This is a genomic window from Dehalococcoidales bacterium (assembly GCA_030698765.1).
In the GTDB taxonomy this organism is placed as follows: Bacteria; Chloroflexota; Dehalococcoidia; order Dehalococcoidales; family UBA2162; genus JAUYMF01.
In genome coordinates this window covers 1-14,989 of record JAUYMF010000153.1, presented here as the reverse complement: position 1 = coordinate 14,989, position 14,989 = coordinate 1, and the positions used below count along the sequence as shown (strand labels likewise).

The window sequence follows — 14,989 nt, the reverse complement described above, 5'->3', positions numbered from 1 at the left end:
TTGAAGATGTCCCTGGGGCTATAGCCGTAGTTCGTTCCCGGCGGAAGCCAGACCGGTTTGACTTTGCCGCCAATCTCCCGGGTGCCCCCGCAGACCAGGAGGTCAATTTCCGGGTGCTCTTCCATCACCCGGATGGACTGTTCCATGGCGGACGGATGGACTATATCATCATCCGGCAATTGTTTCAGGTATTTCCCTCGCGCCAGCAGCATCCCTTTGCTGAAGGCGTGCCCCGGGCCTTTGTCCGGTTCGGATATGAAGATGTCCACAATATCGGAATATTTACGGACAACCTCGGCAGTGTTGTCCGTTGAGCCCCCGTCAATGATAATCAGTTCATCCTCCGGTGTTACCAGCGTGCGGCTACGCTCCAGCGCTTGCATCAGGTATTCCGCCCGGTTCCTGGTGGCAACGATAAAGGATACCCTTTTCGAAGCGTAGCCTTCAAGGGTATATTTTTCAAGTAGATTCTTCGATTTCTCAGCCAGTTTGTTGGCATTCATCAAAACGGCCCTTTGAACCTTCTCTCATGGCTGTAAAAGTCCTCGTGGGACAAATCGGCTGGCTCCAGTCCCAGCATCTCCTCCACGGCCCTGATGATATCAATGGCGTTGGGATAGAACTCGTTCTCCAGGTGCCGGGCGGTGGGGCAGGGGGCGGGGGCAAAGCCAATCCGGCGCACCGGAGATTTCAGCTTGCCGAAGCACTTCTCATAGACCCTGGCCGCCGCCTCAGCGCTGAACCCGTAATCCAGCCAGTCATTATCGGCGACGATGCAGCGGCCCGTCCTGGTCACCGACTCCATGATAAGGTCGTCATTAAAAGGGGCGATGGTACGGGGGTCGACAATCTCAACACTGACCCCTCTCCTGGCTAAAATCTCCGAGGCTTTCAGAGCCTCCACATTCATCCAGGAGGTCGCCACCACGGTTATATCTTTTCCCTCACGCAAAATACTGGCGCCTTCCAGCGGTATGGTGAAGGGTTCCTCCGGGACATCAGCCTCCTGCCAGTAAAGCCAGCGGTGCTCGATGAATACCACCGGATTATTGTCCCTTATCGCTGAAATCAGCAGTCCTTTGGCATCCCGGGGCGTAACCGGCAGCACCACTTTTATGCCCGGAATATGAGCAAAGACCGAATGCAGGCTCTTGCTGTGCTGAAAGCCCTGTCCCCACCCGCGCCCGATGACGGCCCTGATTACCATCGGCACCTTCAGTTCCCCCTGTGACATGTACCGGTACGCGGAGACCATGTTGGCCAGCTGGTTCATTGCCAGCAGCATAAAGTCCACGCGAATATGAACGTGGATGGGCCTCATCCCGTTGATAGCCGCGCCCAGCCCGAAGCCGGTCATGGTGTCTTCGGCAAGTGGAGTATCAAAGCACCTCTCCTCGCCGAACTTTTCCACCAGGCCATCCGTACTGCCGAAGACTTTTTTATGGTCGGGCACGCCTATCCCGTAGACGAAGACACCCGGGTCTCTCTCCATTTCCTGGGACATGGCTTCATTCAGTGCCTGGCAATAGCTGATTTTTCTCATTCGGCAAAAACCCCGTTACATACTTCGCCATTATCAGCAAAGGGGGCCTCTTTAGCCATACGAAGGCTGTTTTCAATCCGGCTATCTATCTCCTTTTCAATCCTGAGAAGCTCCTCCTCGTTGATGCCCTGCCGCAGAAGTTTCCTTCTCTGTAAACTTACCGGGTCATTCTTGAACCACTCATCAAACTCTTCTCTGGAGCGATAGCCGGCATCGAAATCCTCGTTCACCCCGACGTGCTCCAGGTAGCGGTAATATTTTAAGTGCATGAAGCTGGGCATCCCGGTCTCTTTTATTGATACAATCGCTTTGCGGGCCAAACCGTAAATGATCCCGGCATCGGTCGTGGTGTCCTTAAAAACATTGCAGTTGAATTTAGCGACGATATCCGTAATGGAAGCATAACCCTGTCTTTTATCAATCGCGGTATGCACCGCGAACCCGTTATCTTCGCACACGAACAGGACCGGCAACTTCATCAGGCAGGCAACATTTAGACTCTCCCAGAAGGTACCCTCGTCACAGGCCCCGTCTCCGAAAAACACGACGACCATTTTCCCATTACCCTGCTGCTTATTAGCAAAAGCCGCCCCCACCGCCACCGGAATGACGCTGGCGACAATCGCCGAGGTGCCCATAAAGCCGCATTCAGGGGCGCACATGTGCATGGAACCCCCTTTACCTTTCAATAGCGCCGTGTCTTTCCCGTACATCTCGGCAAAGAAGTCTTCAACCTTTCCCGTTTTAGACAGATAGATAGCGTGAGACCGGTAGGTAGCAAACACCTGGTCATTTGGTTGCAAAGCCTGGCAGACTCCGGCGGCGATTGCCTCTTCTCCCATGGACATGTGCATCGGGGTTTTCATCTCGTCTTCCAGGTAATGCTCGCGGATTTTTTCCTCGGCTCTCCTGGCCAGGTACAGTTTTTTATAAAGTTCAAGGTTCAATGTCATCGTTCTAAAGTGCTCTCTTTCGTTTAATCCGGAAACAGTCCTCATCTCACTATGCGCCCCAGACGCCTGAGTGGCCAGGGATGCACCCCGTTCCCCCACCTGTCCTCCGGGGTTACTGTTATGCCGGGCTCAAGGTCTTTATCTTCCAGGGAATCAAATACCCCTAATACTTCCAGCATCCTTATTGATGATGTACGCACATGAGCCTGCAGGTCTGAGGGGTCGTAATCATTCTTGTTGTCCATCAAGTTGTCAACGGAGCGCAGGCACATTTCCGGGTGTACTTCACTGCGGCAGTAGTCTTCATAGCGTGACATCAGAGCTTCGGGGACACATTTGTTGTCAAATAAAGGAAAGAGAAAGTAGCTTTTGACACCAAGGCAGGCCGCGGTGAATATCGAAGTAGAGGTAAATGCGTAAGTCGTAGATATTGTCTGGTCTTGCATAACCAGGGCCTCACTGCTGAGGTTATCCACAACCTCAAAACCCTTTAAGTCCACCTTAGCCCTTTGCTCTGCGGTCTCTCCAGGATGAGGTTTATAGACAAACCTCGCTCCCGAGTGTTTGGTTCTTATCATATCAATAAGCTCATTATAACGGTGGTAGCATGCGTCAGTAGCTAGCGATGGTTCCCAATCGAATGGCTGGCCGAAAAGCACCACGCTCTGGCTGCTGGCTGCCGGTGTCCTGTCCTTCATGTAAAGGGGGATAAATGTCTGTCCCCGTTTCAGACCGCAGCGTTTTGGAGCGTAGATTCCCCTGAAGACGAAATCGGCTGGCCTGGTCCGGAATCTGGCATCGCGCTGTCCTGTCCCTCCATCTTTGGTTCTCAACCAGAACATATCGAGGTAGGCCGTCCCAAAGAAGTGTGAATAAAGATTGAAATAGTACGCCTGACTATAATTGGGTACATAGTCACTCAACAGCAAATCATCCCTTTGCTCGGTAATGAGGACTGAATTCACACCGGCTGCTGACTTTATCCTCCTTAAGAAGAGCATCTCGTTTAGAGTCAGGCCGTTAAAAACGAAAGCCAGCGAATCTGGTTGGAAAGAGATAGCTTTTAACTCGGCTGCCACCCGTCGTGCCGCGGGAAAACCCTGCCGTAGTGATAAGTAGAGATTCTTCCCGGTGATGCCGGCTCTCCAGTTGCCCGCCCATGCAATGCGTGTTATCTCATGGGCGCTATCGAACCTTTTCAGGATGAAGTCCCACTCGTAGTTAGAACTGAGCTTCTCTCGGGCGTAAATGAGTGTTAAGGTAAGGTCTGGCCTGACCTCCCGGATGATAGCCGCCAGTCCTGCCCAGGCGGCGAACTCGACGGGATATTCGGCAAAGAAATATATGGCGCTTTTACTCACCTAATTGGCCTCTTTAACTGATTCCATCATTTTTCACATCAAATCTGAAATCCAGAACATAATCAACAATGTAAATTACTAGACAACTCTCTTCAGCCGGTGCCGGTAAATCTTCTCTCTTTCACTGGGATAGACAACCTTGATTCCATCTCCCATGGCTTTCTCAATAGTGCGTACATATGTGACCACCCTCTGAATACCCTGCGGTTCCATGGAAGCGGCCTGGTCACTGCCCCACATAGCACGATCAAGAGTGATATGCCGTTCTACAATTTTGGCGCCGAGTACGGCGGCGGCAATCGTGGTGCTGATACCCACCTCATGCCCGGAATAGCCCACGGGGCAGGAGTAACGCTGGCTGAGGGTCTGGATAACGCGCAAGTTTAGCTCTTCCGGGGGACTCGGGTAGGAACTGGTGCAGTGCATTATTACTAAATCTTCGGTGCCCAGTATATCAACGGCATGATTTATCTGCTGGAAGGTGCTCATACCGGTAGACAGGATGACGGGTTTGCCTTTGCTGCGAATATGGCGTAAGAGGTCATCGTTGGTCAGGCTTGGTGAGGCGATTTTATAGCAGGGCGGGTTAAACCTGTCCATGAAGTCCACCGAAGACTTGTCCCAGCAGGAGGCAAACCACATGATACCTAGCTCCTGACAGTAACTATCTATTTCCCGATACTCGTCAAGCCCGAACTCCAGCCCTTCCTTGAGCACCCGGTAAGTGCTGCCGAACGGGGATTCCACCGGTTTATCCAGTTCTTCTTGGGAATACACGGCCTCGATAGTTCGTTTCTGGAATTTGACAGCATCACACCCGGCGGATGCGGCCACATCGATAAGCTTTTTGGCCAAGTTAAGGTCTCCATTGTGGTTGATGCCTATTTCAGCGATGATGAAGCAAGGTTCGCCTTCGCCTACATTGCGATTAGCTATATTTACTTTCATAATTCTTTAAACCTCCCTCTTGCGGCATATTCCGAAAATTTGCCGGGTTAACTCACCGCTTGTAAAGAGAACAGGATCATCAACTACATACTCTGTGAAATCGAAAATATCAGAAGTTAGTTTGGTGAAGCCATCTCTTGTCAATTCATTCAAATGGTATTTATTTAACGGGTTTGGCCCACCTCTTTCCGAAATAGGTGTAGTTACTATCAGCACACCCCCTGGCTTTAGTATCTTATAGGCCCTTCGTAAGAAATGGGTACAGTCATGTACATGCTCTATTATCTCTAAGCCTGTTATGATATCAAACATACTCTCAATATCGAATTCCAGATTATTAATATCTCCCACCCTAAAATGGATATTATGTTTACCGTAATACTTTTGGGCATATTTTATTGTGATTGGCTCGATATCTATGCCAACAACATAGTCGGCTACTTTGCTTATGATTTCAGTCCCATAACCAGATCCACAAGCGGCATCCAACCATAAGCCACCCTTTCGTCCGCAATACTTGATAGCTTTATTATATCTATCTGTACTTCTCTGAAAATGGTGTTCTTCCAGCGCATTTTTTCTGATCCCTAGTTCTTCATCATCAAAAAAATATAATCTTTCGTCAGCTCCCATTACTTCACAATCTCCACACCTGTTTGTGTTATCTATCAACACTAGTTAGCATCTGTTCAGCCATCCTGAAGTCCAGATCAGTATCGATATCAACAGACCTTTCCAAGGGCATGATATATGGTCTGATATTATCACCCATCAACTTGTCCTGCCCCATAATAACATCGCGGCGGAGAACGAACACAGCGCCATTTAATCGGTAGGTTTTGGGAGCATCCTGCCGCCGGGTTACCTTATCCCACTCTTTTATGATTGGCTTTAGACGATCTCCTTCAATATTGAACATCCACTGAGGTGGGTGTTCCGCTTCACAAACGCTCACCACGGAATCGCAATTTGTTTCTAGAAACATTTCTATTGTCCTATCAATATCCTCCGCTAATCGACAAGGTGACGTTGGATTTAGAAGAACAATAATATCTGTATAAAGCCTGTCCGATTCTTCCAAATATGTAACAACCTGTTGGCAAACCTTAACAGCAGGAGTATCATCCTGAGCTAACTCAACAGGTCGCTCAATCACTTCAGCCTCATACTTCCGGGCGGTGCCAGTGATTTCAGCGTCCTCCGTTGAAACGATCAATCTGTGCAGGTATTTTGATTTCTTGGCCTCTTTTATGGTGTAGTATATCAATGGCTTGCCCGCCAGTAGCCTGACATTCTTCCGTGGCAAGCCTTTGGACCCTCCCCTGGCTGGTATGATAGCTATTATTTTTTGCTGTGTATCCATATTATTCCTGACTAATTTCACATTACTGAATCTGGTACAAATCTCCAGTAGAGTTTAGGGTTATTGCTGAGTTTTTCAGCGATAATAAATGCGGTACTAGGATTGCCGGAACCCTCTGAAACTAGAGTCTTTTTCTGCGTATAACTTCTCCATCTGATTCAACATTTGATTATCTCTCTTTTTGCTGAATTCCTTGAAAAGCATTATATTGGCCTGCCATAACGACAAGTGAAAATCGTCATCAGTTAAATCTGTAAAGTTCACTGACAGCAAGTCAGAGTTGGTATGCTTATTCTCGTAAAAATCCTCCGTCCCCACCAGTAATCCCATCTCTATAGCTTTGTAGTATAAATCGGAGCCAGGATAGGGCGTTACCGGCCTGGATAGTACGTAATTGGGCATGGTCATCATACTTCAGGAGAAAGTCAACGGACTTTCGTAACGTCTCTTTAGTGTCACCGATGTTCCCCCATATCATATTAAATCCCGGTGATATTCCTTCCTTGAGTGTGGCTTCGATTCCTTCTTGTATCTGTTTGGTTGTCAGGTTCTTGTTCATATTTTTAAGTACCGTATCATCAAAGCACTCAATACCGTAGTTAACAAACACACAGCCAGCTTCTCTCATTCTCTTTAATACTTTAGGCTTGGCATAATTCAATCTTCCGTTGCACCACCACTTCATCTCAAGTGGCTGCAATACGTCACACATTTCATCGGTTCTTTCTGGTGAAATCATAAACAACTCGTCATCGAACTGAATATAATTGATGGAATACTTATTTTTGAGATACTTAATTTCCTCGCCTACCTTCTCTGGAGATCTTAACCGGTAACCTTGATACATTCTGTAGCAGAAGTTGCATCTGAAAGGACATCCCCGGCCAGAAAGGACCGGGAAACACCTGTCTTTATTGTCGGTACGGGGTAATCGAAAAAGTGAGTAATAGTCTATCGGGAACAGATCCCATGCCGGGTAAGGTAGGGCATCTAAATTCTCAGTGTAATCGTATTCGCCAATGAAAGGCACCAGATGAAAGTTATCACGAAAGTAACCGGGGTCCGGTGAAACGATATGGCCTCCCAGCCAGAACTCTACATCAGGAGGCACCGCCGCCCTCAATTTTTTTAGTTTTTGATATTGATAGTAACCTCCACACATCCCAACGCCAACTGCATCGAAAGGATGGTGACGCAGAAATTCCGTCAGATGGGACTCAGGATAGTGGTAGACATCCTGATTGTATACCTGGACTTCATGCCCTTGGTTTCTCAATGCCGAAGCAACATAAGCAAGGCCTAGTGGAAATGCATGGATGTACGAATCGTTATCATAGGCTATTAACAAGACTCTCATTCAGATATCCTCACTCTCCAAATGGCTCTGCCTGGCATTGGCAGGCTGTCCCTGGTACAGTCCCCAGTAGGCCCCTCTTTTTTCCATTAGCTCATGATAAGTGCCTTCTTCCACAACCCGCCCGTTCTCCAGGACAATGACTTTATCGGCATTGGCAATCGTGGAGAGGCGATGGGCGATGATGATCACGGTGTGGTCTTTGGATAGCTCGTCAATGGCTTTCTGGACGGCTGCCTCGGAGATATTATCGAGGTTATTAGTGGCTTCGTCAAAAATCAATATCTCGGGGTTCCTAATCATAGCCCTGGCGACGGCGATTCTCTGCGCCTGTCCGCCGGATAATCTCGTCCCTTTATCGCCGACGTAGGTGTCATAGCCATCGGGCAGTTCGGTGATAAAGCTATGAGCGTCAGCAAACCGGGCAGCGTTAATGACGTCTTCCCTTGAGTACCCTTCCTGGCGAAAGGTAATATTATTTTCTACGGTGTCATTGAAGATGAATGTATCCTGGCTGACCAGTCCGATGTTGTTTAACCAGGACGCCAATTTATATCTTTTGAGGTTTTCCCCAACAACTAATATTTCGCCTTTTTCAGGTTCAAATAAGCGGAGTATCAGATTAATAATGGTTGTTTTTCCTGAACCTGAGCGGCCGACAACAGCGGTTGTCCTGCCCCTTTCAAAATTGACAGACACGTCTTCTAGAGTCTTTTTTCGCCCTTTGTAGGCGAAAGAGATATTGTCAAACTGAATGCCGGACTTGAGTGAGCCGAACTCCTGCTCGCCATCTTTGATGTGCGTTATATTATCATTCTGTATCGAGTAGACCAGTTCACAGTTTGGCAGCACTCCCATAACGTTCATTAGTGAGTTACCTGTGGCACTCAAAGCGGGCACCAGCCGGAAAACGGCAAAGGCAAAGGTGCCGATAAGGGGGATTAATGCCATAAAACCACCGGGTGCCGCTATTCTCAGTGTCCAGGCTATTATGCCTACGGAAAGATACATGACCAGCATCAGGACAGGACTGGGGATCTGTTGCCATACCTCGCGTCTGACAAAATGGTACCAGCGTTTCTTCATGGTACTGACGAACCTGTCTATCCAGTGCTCCCCGGTGACAAAAACCTTTACCTGCTTGATGCCGGTGATTGCCTCGTTAAGGATTACCGAACCCTCTCTGGCGGCTTCCATCTCTCTCTTCCCGGAATAATATGAGACCTTCTTCCCCAGATACCTGGTGAAGTAATAATATCCCAGCGCCATCAGTAATACGGCTAACGTTCCCGGCCAGGACAGCGAAAGCAAGAGCAGGACTACCGAGATGAATAATATTCCCTGCGCTACTAATTCAGCAATCGAGACGACCAGGGCGGAGAGGGATGTTGGAGCTCCCCCTACGTTGTAGATTAACTCTCCCTGCTTATGGTCAATGAAGTACTGATAGTCAGCATTGATGAACTTACTAAAAATTTCGCTCTGATTTTTCCTGACTAGGCTGGCCACAAAATTTGACCGGAAGTTTATATAGGCCAGCTTTACGGCGAAGGCCAGGATGGCAAGGATCAGAAAGACCACGCAAAAGGCAATAAACTGGTCGGCAACCGGCAGCAAGCTGGCCACTGCCCCGAATAACGAAAGGACAAGGTTGCCCTGGCTGGCCCCCGTGTCAAAGGCGGTGCTCACTATCGGGTAGATTGCTGCCACCGTGGCTGCGTCCAATCCACCTACCATTAGCGCCAGAGCAGACAGTACCAGAAGCCTTATTTTATGCGGCTTCAGGAAAAACCAGATCAGGGTGAGGATATTTGTTCTTTTTTCCATATTTTTCTTTATGAATGACGGCAGAAAACGGCTTTAACTTCTCATATAAAACTCCCGCCAGTAGTCCAGAGTATCCTGTAGCGTTTTATCAAACTTAATCTCCGGTTTCCAGCCCGTGGCAGCGGTGAATTTATCAATACATGGGATTTGCAGCGTAACATCAGATGGCCTCAAGCGTTCGCGGTCAAGTTCTATCCTGATGTTCTTCACTCTGGAAAGCTTGAGCAGCCTGTCCAGCATCTGTCCGACGGTCATGGTCTCAACCCCGCCGATATTATAGACCTCACCCGGCGGGCACTTATTGACCAGTTGCCAGTATGCCTTGACCGCATCCCTGACGTCCAGGAACGTCCGTACGCTGTCCAGGTTACCCACTTTAACAACAGGAGGTGCCACCTCGGCTTCGATGGCGGCAATCTGTTTGGCGAAGTTGGAGACAACAAAGACTTCTCCCCGCCTGGGCCCCGTATGGGTGAACATGCGGGTAGTTATTGTCCTTATCTGCCAGGAAAGCCAGTATTGAAAAGCAAGTCTATCTTCCGCCACCTTGCTAACCGCATAGGGCGAAGCCGGCCGGAGCGGAACGCTTTCTGTGATGGGTACCTCGTCTTCTTTTACCTGCCCGTAGACCTCGGATGAACTGCAAATATGAATTACCGGGTTATAGTCATCGTTGAATTTCAGTTCCTTGACTGCCTCCAGCAGATTACAGGTTCCGATCACGTTGGCCGTCAGTGTCGCTACCGGAGCGGAGAAGCTGTAAGGAACATAGGACTGCGCCGCCAGGTGGAAGATAACATCCGGCCTCTCTTTTGATAGAATCGCTGTCAGGGAAGGCAGGTCTACCAGGTCGCCATATTGCAGCGTGATTTTATTGGCAATGTGCCGGATATTACCAACAGGCGAACGCCAGCGCGCCAGCCCTGAAACCCGGACACCGCTAAAGTTATCCAGAATGTAATCAGCCAGATGACTGCCCACAAATCCGGTTATACCGGTGATAAGAACTTCCAAAACTCTTCTTCCCTTCCTAATCAACCTTGCCTATACGCATAAATGTTACCTGATAAACTGGTTCTGCGCAATGTTCCCGATGATTTCAAGTGAGGGTACTGCCGCATCTCCAACCTTTAAGCGCCGTAAATCCGCTCCGCCAGGCTTTCCCCGTCCAGTTTGTGGTAGGCGAGTGCTTCCCCGGGTGTGCCGCAGGCGGGGTAGCCCTCCACAGCTAATTTCTGGAACTTCTTTCCTTTCAGTTTTTCCGAGGTTATTATGGAGTTCAATAAAGAGTCCCCCAGCCCGCCCCGGGGCGAGTGGTCTTCCAGTACGAAGATGGACGGGCAATCATCGGCTGTTTTCTCAAGCCAGTCACCGTCAGTCCGGTTCAGCCAGGGCATATTGACCACTTTCAGAGAGAACCCCTTTTTCTTCAGTATCTCGCTGGCCAGGAGGGCTTCGTGCAACATCACCGGCCCGTAGCCGAAGAGCACGGCGTCACCGCCCTCTTTCAAGACGGTTCCCCGGCCGCACGTAAAATCATAATCATCCGGCAGCTTAATGGTGCGGGGTGAAGGCGATATCACCAGCCGCATCAGGCAGTTATCCGTAGCTTTATCGACGCACCACTCCAGGGCAAGTTTGGTCTCCAGGGCATTACATGGCTGGATAGCTACCAGGTTGGGTAGTGCCTGGAACAGGGAAATATCCCGCAGGCTCTGGTGTGATTTTCCCGGCCCGGCCGGTATAATACCGGCGTAGTGGCAAACATAAATAATCCGGGTGCCTTCCGTAGCGTTATTGTATATCTGCTCATTGGCACGGGAGGCCAAGAATACCCCGAAAGAGTTGACCACCGGCAGGAAACCCTGGAGCGCCAGCCCCCCAGCCAGGGAGACCATGTCCTGCTCGGCGATACCGTTTTCGATGAAGCGCTCCGGGAACTTCTCTTCAAACTGGCGTATCCCGCAGTCGACCGCCAGATCGGCGTCAATGACGACGATATCTTTCCGCCGGGCACCAAGTTCGACCAGCGCCTCGCCGTAGGCGTTGACCACCTTTTCCGCGGCGTCTCTTAGTCTGACCCGGCCTTTTTCTCTGCTCTCAACCACTTCCAGGGATAGAGGCTTCAGTCCGTGTCTATCAAGACCGGCATTGATTCTGGCGGCAATCTCATCGTGTGCTGCCTCGAAGGAATCGTCGTCCGGGGCACCGGAGTGCCACTGGTAAACCCCGTTACCGGCTTTCAGTGAGGCGGGCCCCTCCATGAAGGAGACGCCTCTGCCCTTGATGGTGTCAGCAATGAGCACCTTAGGCTTGTCGGTTACCTTCCCGAAGCTGGTAAAAACATCCTCCAGCGCCGCGAAGTCATGCCCGTCACAGCGCGCCACGTGCCAGCCGAAGTCAGTGAACTTCCTCTTCAGGTCACCGAGGTCGATGACCTCGGTGACGGGCCTGTCCGTTTGAATCTTGTTGAAGTCGACAATCATGTTGATGTTACTGACCTTCTGGTGGGCTGCCGTCTGGAGGGATTCCCAGATTTGTCCCTCCTGCAGCTCGCCGTCCCCGGTCATGACGAAGACACGTCCCTTGCGGCCGGACATCTTCTTGGCTAAGGCCATCCCTTTGGCTTTGGAGATACCCATACCCAGCGAGCCGGAGTTAGCCTCAACGCCGCCGGTGCCGATATCGGGGTGCCCGTGCGTCCCACCCAGCCTCCTCAGGTTCATCAGCTTGTCTTTGGGCAGGATGCCCAGTGAATACAGGACGGCGTAAAACCCCGGCGCATCATGCCCTTTTGAGGAAAAATAGATATCGCGGTCAGGATGGTCGACACCCAGTTCGGCAGTGTTCATCTCAGAGTAGTAAAGCATGGTGACAATATCCAACGAGCTGAGGCTGGAGCCGAGGTGTCCCGAACCAGCGCGTTTCACCGAGTTCAAAGTGTTCAGCCGGCACATATCGGCGAGCAGGGGCAGCATTTCATATTTGTCGATCTGTGCTTCCCGAACTCGCTTGAATTCTTCGATGGAGACCAATGAAATATTGAGCACTATTTCTCCTCCATGGGGAATGGCGACTGGGTCACGCGGGGCAGGTTCGTCTTTCCGGCGCTAATCAGCTCTTCAGCTATCCGCCAGTCTATAGGCTGATTGATATCAAAGCCCTCGTAGTCCCGCGTAAAAAATGGCATCAGTATGTTTCCGGCGATGGTTCGTCCCTCGAAGACGACACGCGACCAGGCAATCTCCAGGCTGGCGTTTTGCGCGTAGACCTCCGGCAGCGCCTGGTAGGGCGTGCTGTGATAAGGTAGTTCTCCGGGTTTTTGTGGCAGCAGCGGGGTCATCCGCTTGCCGTTAACAATCCACATCTTCCCCGGGTGCTGCTGGCACTTCTCCACCGCCCGCAGTGAGTCGACCCCTTCTTGCGCCAGGAATTCCCGCCATGCCCGGCTGATGGTCTCCGGCTGGCGGAAGGGGCTGGTGGGACGCAGGATACTGAAACAATCATAGCTGCGCCCCTGCTCACGCAACCGCTTCAGGGTGAACTCTATCCATTCAATGTCCGGGGAGGTGTCTCCGGCCATGGCGGGGGGACGTAAAAAGGGTGCCCCGGCTCCATAATAGCGGGCTATATCCGCATAGAGATCGGAATCGGTCGATACTATCACGTCTTGGAAGATACGGCTCTCCAGGGCGGCGGCGATGGTGTAAGCCATCAGGGGGTGTCCGGCCAGTGGCTGGATATTCTTACCCTGCAGGCGTTTTGAACCCGCCCTTGCTGGTATTAAAGCGATAACACTGGGAGGCGCTGACATTTGTTTCAATACTCTCTATAATCTTGCCGAATTCTCTAATATAGCTACAATGAAAGGCGGAACTCGCTGAATTCCCCCTTTTTTCTATTGATACCCTTACTTTATAGTTTCAGGGTCTCTCTTTGCGGGCCAGTGCCCACACAAATCTATTTTCACCACCGATATCTCGTTCAAGACCGAGGAGGCGAAGCCCGTTGGGCTTGAGGAAACGCTTCAGGTTGTAAATAGACAGGGGTACACCAACCCAATTGGTGTGTTTTCCAATGTTGGGATAAATCACTGGAAGTCCTGAATACTTCCCAAAATATATGACGATACTTTGATTTTCGAAGTTGTGCACCCAGGTTCTGCCGCTAAAACCATGGCTTTCAAACGGGAGATTACTGCGAGTGAGAAAATGCAACTTGAGAATCCCGCCTGGCTTCAATATCCGGCTCATTTCATCAATGGCTGTTTTAACACGACTCAACTCGCTGATATGCTGTAAAACTGCCCTTGAATATACCAGGTCTGCCGAAGAGCTGGGAATGTCACAATGGCCGTTGGCATCAAGACAAAATAAATCGGAGACTTCAGGAACGAGCCGCCGGCTATGCTCGAGCATTGTGGCTGAAATATCGATTCCCGCGCAATTGAAGCCAGCACTCTTCACTACTTTTAAAATCGTGCCTAAGCCTGAACCATATTCTACAATAAATGCATTCTCCGGCAGTAAGTTACCTCTGCGGATGATTGGGTACAAAAAAGCATCATAAATCAGCTGTCCTTTGGCATATAATTTCTTTAAATCGTCTTCCGTCCAACTGCTTACATCTGCGTTCTTATTTTTGAACCAGTCACTCTGTGACATCACCGCATAAAGCGGATTGAGCTTTGCTTTTTCCTCCCAGGTGAGATCATGTTTGAAAACTTCGTCTACCATAACACCTCTCCATTGTTCACCATGCCGTCCAGCCTCCATCGATAACCAGGTTAGAGCCGGTCATGTAGGAGGAAGCGTCGGACAGGAGGAAGACGACCGCCCCGTTGTATTCATCCTCGCGTGCCATACGGCCCAGAGGGACCCGCGCCGTGTAGCCCTTGAGGAATTCGGCATCCTGGTTGTTGAAGACCCCGCCGAAGGTCAGCGTATTGACGCGGACATTCTGGCTGGCCCAGTAGGTGGCCAGGTAGCGGGTCAGGTTGAGCAGCGCTGATTTCGATGCCGAGTAGGCTACCGGTTTGAAGAAAGGCGCGCCGGTTTTACGGCGGTATTCGTAAATGCTCTGGTCGGGAGAGACCAGGCCGTAGGTGGAGCAGATATTGATTATCGAGCCTCGCCCGGCTCCGGCCATCCTCCCTCCCACCACCTGACAGCAGAGGAAGACACCCTTTGCATTGACTTCCATAACATCGTCCCAGGATTTCTCCGGGTAACTCTCGAAGGGTCCGTTCTCTTCCGCCGGAGCATCGGGGGGTGAGTCCAGTCCGGCATTGTTTATCAGACCATGGGGGACTCCCCATGTTTTCTCGACCTGTTCCAGTGCTGCTTCAATGGAGCTGCGCCGGGTGATATCCGCGGCCAAAAAGAGCAGGTTGTTATCAGCCTGGCGTACCCCGAACCTCTCCGCCACCAACTGCGGATTAATTCCGGAATCGAAGATAGCTACCCTGGCGCCACGGTCGGCCAGTGCCAGGCTGAACTGACGCCCGAGCTGTCCCAGTCCTCCGGTGACGACTATAATTTTACCCCGCACGGAGAAGAGTTCCTCGGTCATATCAGGGGTTACTTCCTTCCAGCTACGATTACACGCTCGAATAAATCACAAACCTCACGTACGGCGCCA

General features: G+C 50.6%; 14 protein-coding genes. All 14 read right to left on the bottom strand.

What is annotated here, in order from left to right:
- A partial coding sequence (locus Q8Q07_07435; protein ID MDP3880116.1) for a glycosyltransferase occupies nucleotides 1-503 on the bottom strand: 503 nt, incomplete at its 3' end.
- A complete protein-coding gene (locus Q8Q07_07430; GenBank protein MDP3880115.1) occupies nucleotides 503-1,543 on the bottom strand; it encodes a transketolase C-terminal domain-containing protein in 1,041 nt (346 codons plus the stop codon). The genes Q8Q07_07435 and Q8Q07_07430, both read right to left, overlap by 1 nt.
- Complete coding sequence (locus tag Q8Q07_07425) at nucleotides 1,540-2,496, bottom strand: thiamine pyrophosphate-dependent dehydrogenase E1 component subunit alpha (GenBank protein ID MDP3880114.1); 957 nt, start codon at nucleotides 2,494-2,496, stop codon at nucleotides 1,540-1,542. The genes Q8Q07_07430 and Q8Q07_07425 overlap by 4 nt, the downstream gene beginning before the upstream one ends.
- Nucleotides 2,497-2,537: 41 nt before the next feature.
- Entirely contained in the window at nucleotides 2,538-3,857 is a 1,320-nt protein-coding gene (locus tag Q8Q07_07420; protein ID MDP3880113.1) for a hypothetical protein, read from the bottom strand.
- Between the two features lie 78 nt (nucleotides 3,858-3,935).
- Complete coding sequence (locus tag Q8Q07_07415) at nucleotides 3,936-4,805, bottom strand: N-acetylneuraminate synthase family protein (GenBank protein ID MDP3880112.1); 870 nt, start codon at nucleotides 4,803-4,805, stop codon at nucleotides 3,936-3,938.
- Nucleotides 4,806-4,811: 6 nt separating this feature from the next.
- Entirely contained in the window at nucleotides 4,812-5,438 is a 627-nt protein-coding gene (locus tag Q8Q07_07410; GenBank protein ID MDP3880111.1) for a class I SAM-dependent methyltransferase, read from the bottom strand.
- Nucleotides 5,439-5,466: 28 nt separating this feature from the next.
- The gene (locus tag Q8Q07_07405; GenBank protein MDP3880110.1) at nucleotides 5,467-6,168 is read right to left on the bottom strand and encodes an acylneuraminate cytidylyltransferase family protein; all 702 of its coding nucleotides are present in this window, start codon (nucleotides 6,166-6,168) and stop codon (nucleotides 5,467-5,469) included.
- A 289-nt stretch (nucleotides 6,169-6,457) separates the two neighbouring features.
- Nucleotides 6,458-7,525: a radical SAM protein gene (locus Q8Q07_07400; GenBank protein MDP3880109.1), complete on the bottom strand. Its 1,068-nt coding sequence runs from the start codon at nucleotides 7,523-7,525 to the stop codon at nucleotides 6,458-6,460.
- A complete protein-coding gene (locus Q8Q07_07395; protein ID MDP3880108.1) occupies nucleotides 7,526-9,349 on the bottom strand; it encodes an ABC transporter ATP-binding protein in 1,824 nt (607 codons plus the stop codon).
- 33 nt (nucleotides 9,350-9,382) lie between these two features.
- The gene (locus Q8Q07_07390) at nucleotides 9,383-10,363 is read right to left on the bottom strand and encodes a GDP-mannose 4,6-dehydratase (protein ID MDP3880107.1); all 981 of its coding nucleotides are present in this window, start codon (nucleotides 10,361-10,363) and stop codon (nucleotides 9,383-9,385) included.
- A 116-nt stretch (nucleotides 10,364-10,479) separates the two neighbouring features.
- Entirely contained in the window at nucleotides 10,480-12,399 is a 1,920-nt protein-coding gene (locus tag Q8Q07_07385) for a transketolase C-terminal domain-containing protein (protein ID MDP3880106.1), read from the bottom strand.
- Complete coding sequence (locus tag Q8Q07_07380; GenBank protein ID MDP3880105.1) at nucleotides 12,399-13,163, bottom strand: acylneuraminate cytidylyltransferase family protein; 765 nt, start codon at nucleotides 13,161-13,163, stop codon at nucleotides 12,399-12,401. Before Q8Q07_07380 ends, Q8Q07_07385 begins: the two co-directional genes overlap by 1 nt.
- 109 nt (nucleotides 13,164-13,272) lie before the next feature.
- Nucleotides 13,273-14,085, bottom strand: coding sequence for a class I SAM-dependent methyltransferase (locus tag Q8Q07_07375; GenBank protein ID MDP3880104.1), 813 nt, complete (start codon nucleotides 14,083-14,085; stop codon nucleotides 13,273-13,275).
- 16 nt (nucleotides 14,086-14,101) lie between these two features.
- Nucleotides 14,102-14,920 carry an SDR family oxidoreductase gene (locus Q8Q07_07370; GenBank protein MDP3880103.1) on the bottom strand — a complete coding sequence of 273 codons (819 nt, stop codon included), beginning with the start codon at nucleotides 14,918-14,920 and terminating at the stop codon, nucleotides 14,102-14,104.
- Between the last annotated feature and the right edge of the window lie 69 nt (nucleotides 14,921-14,989).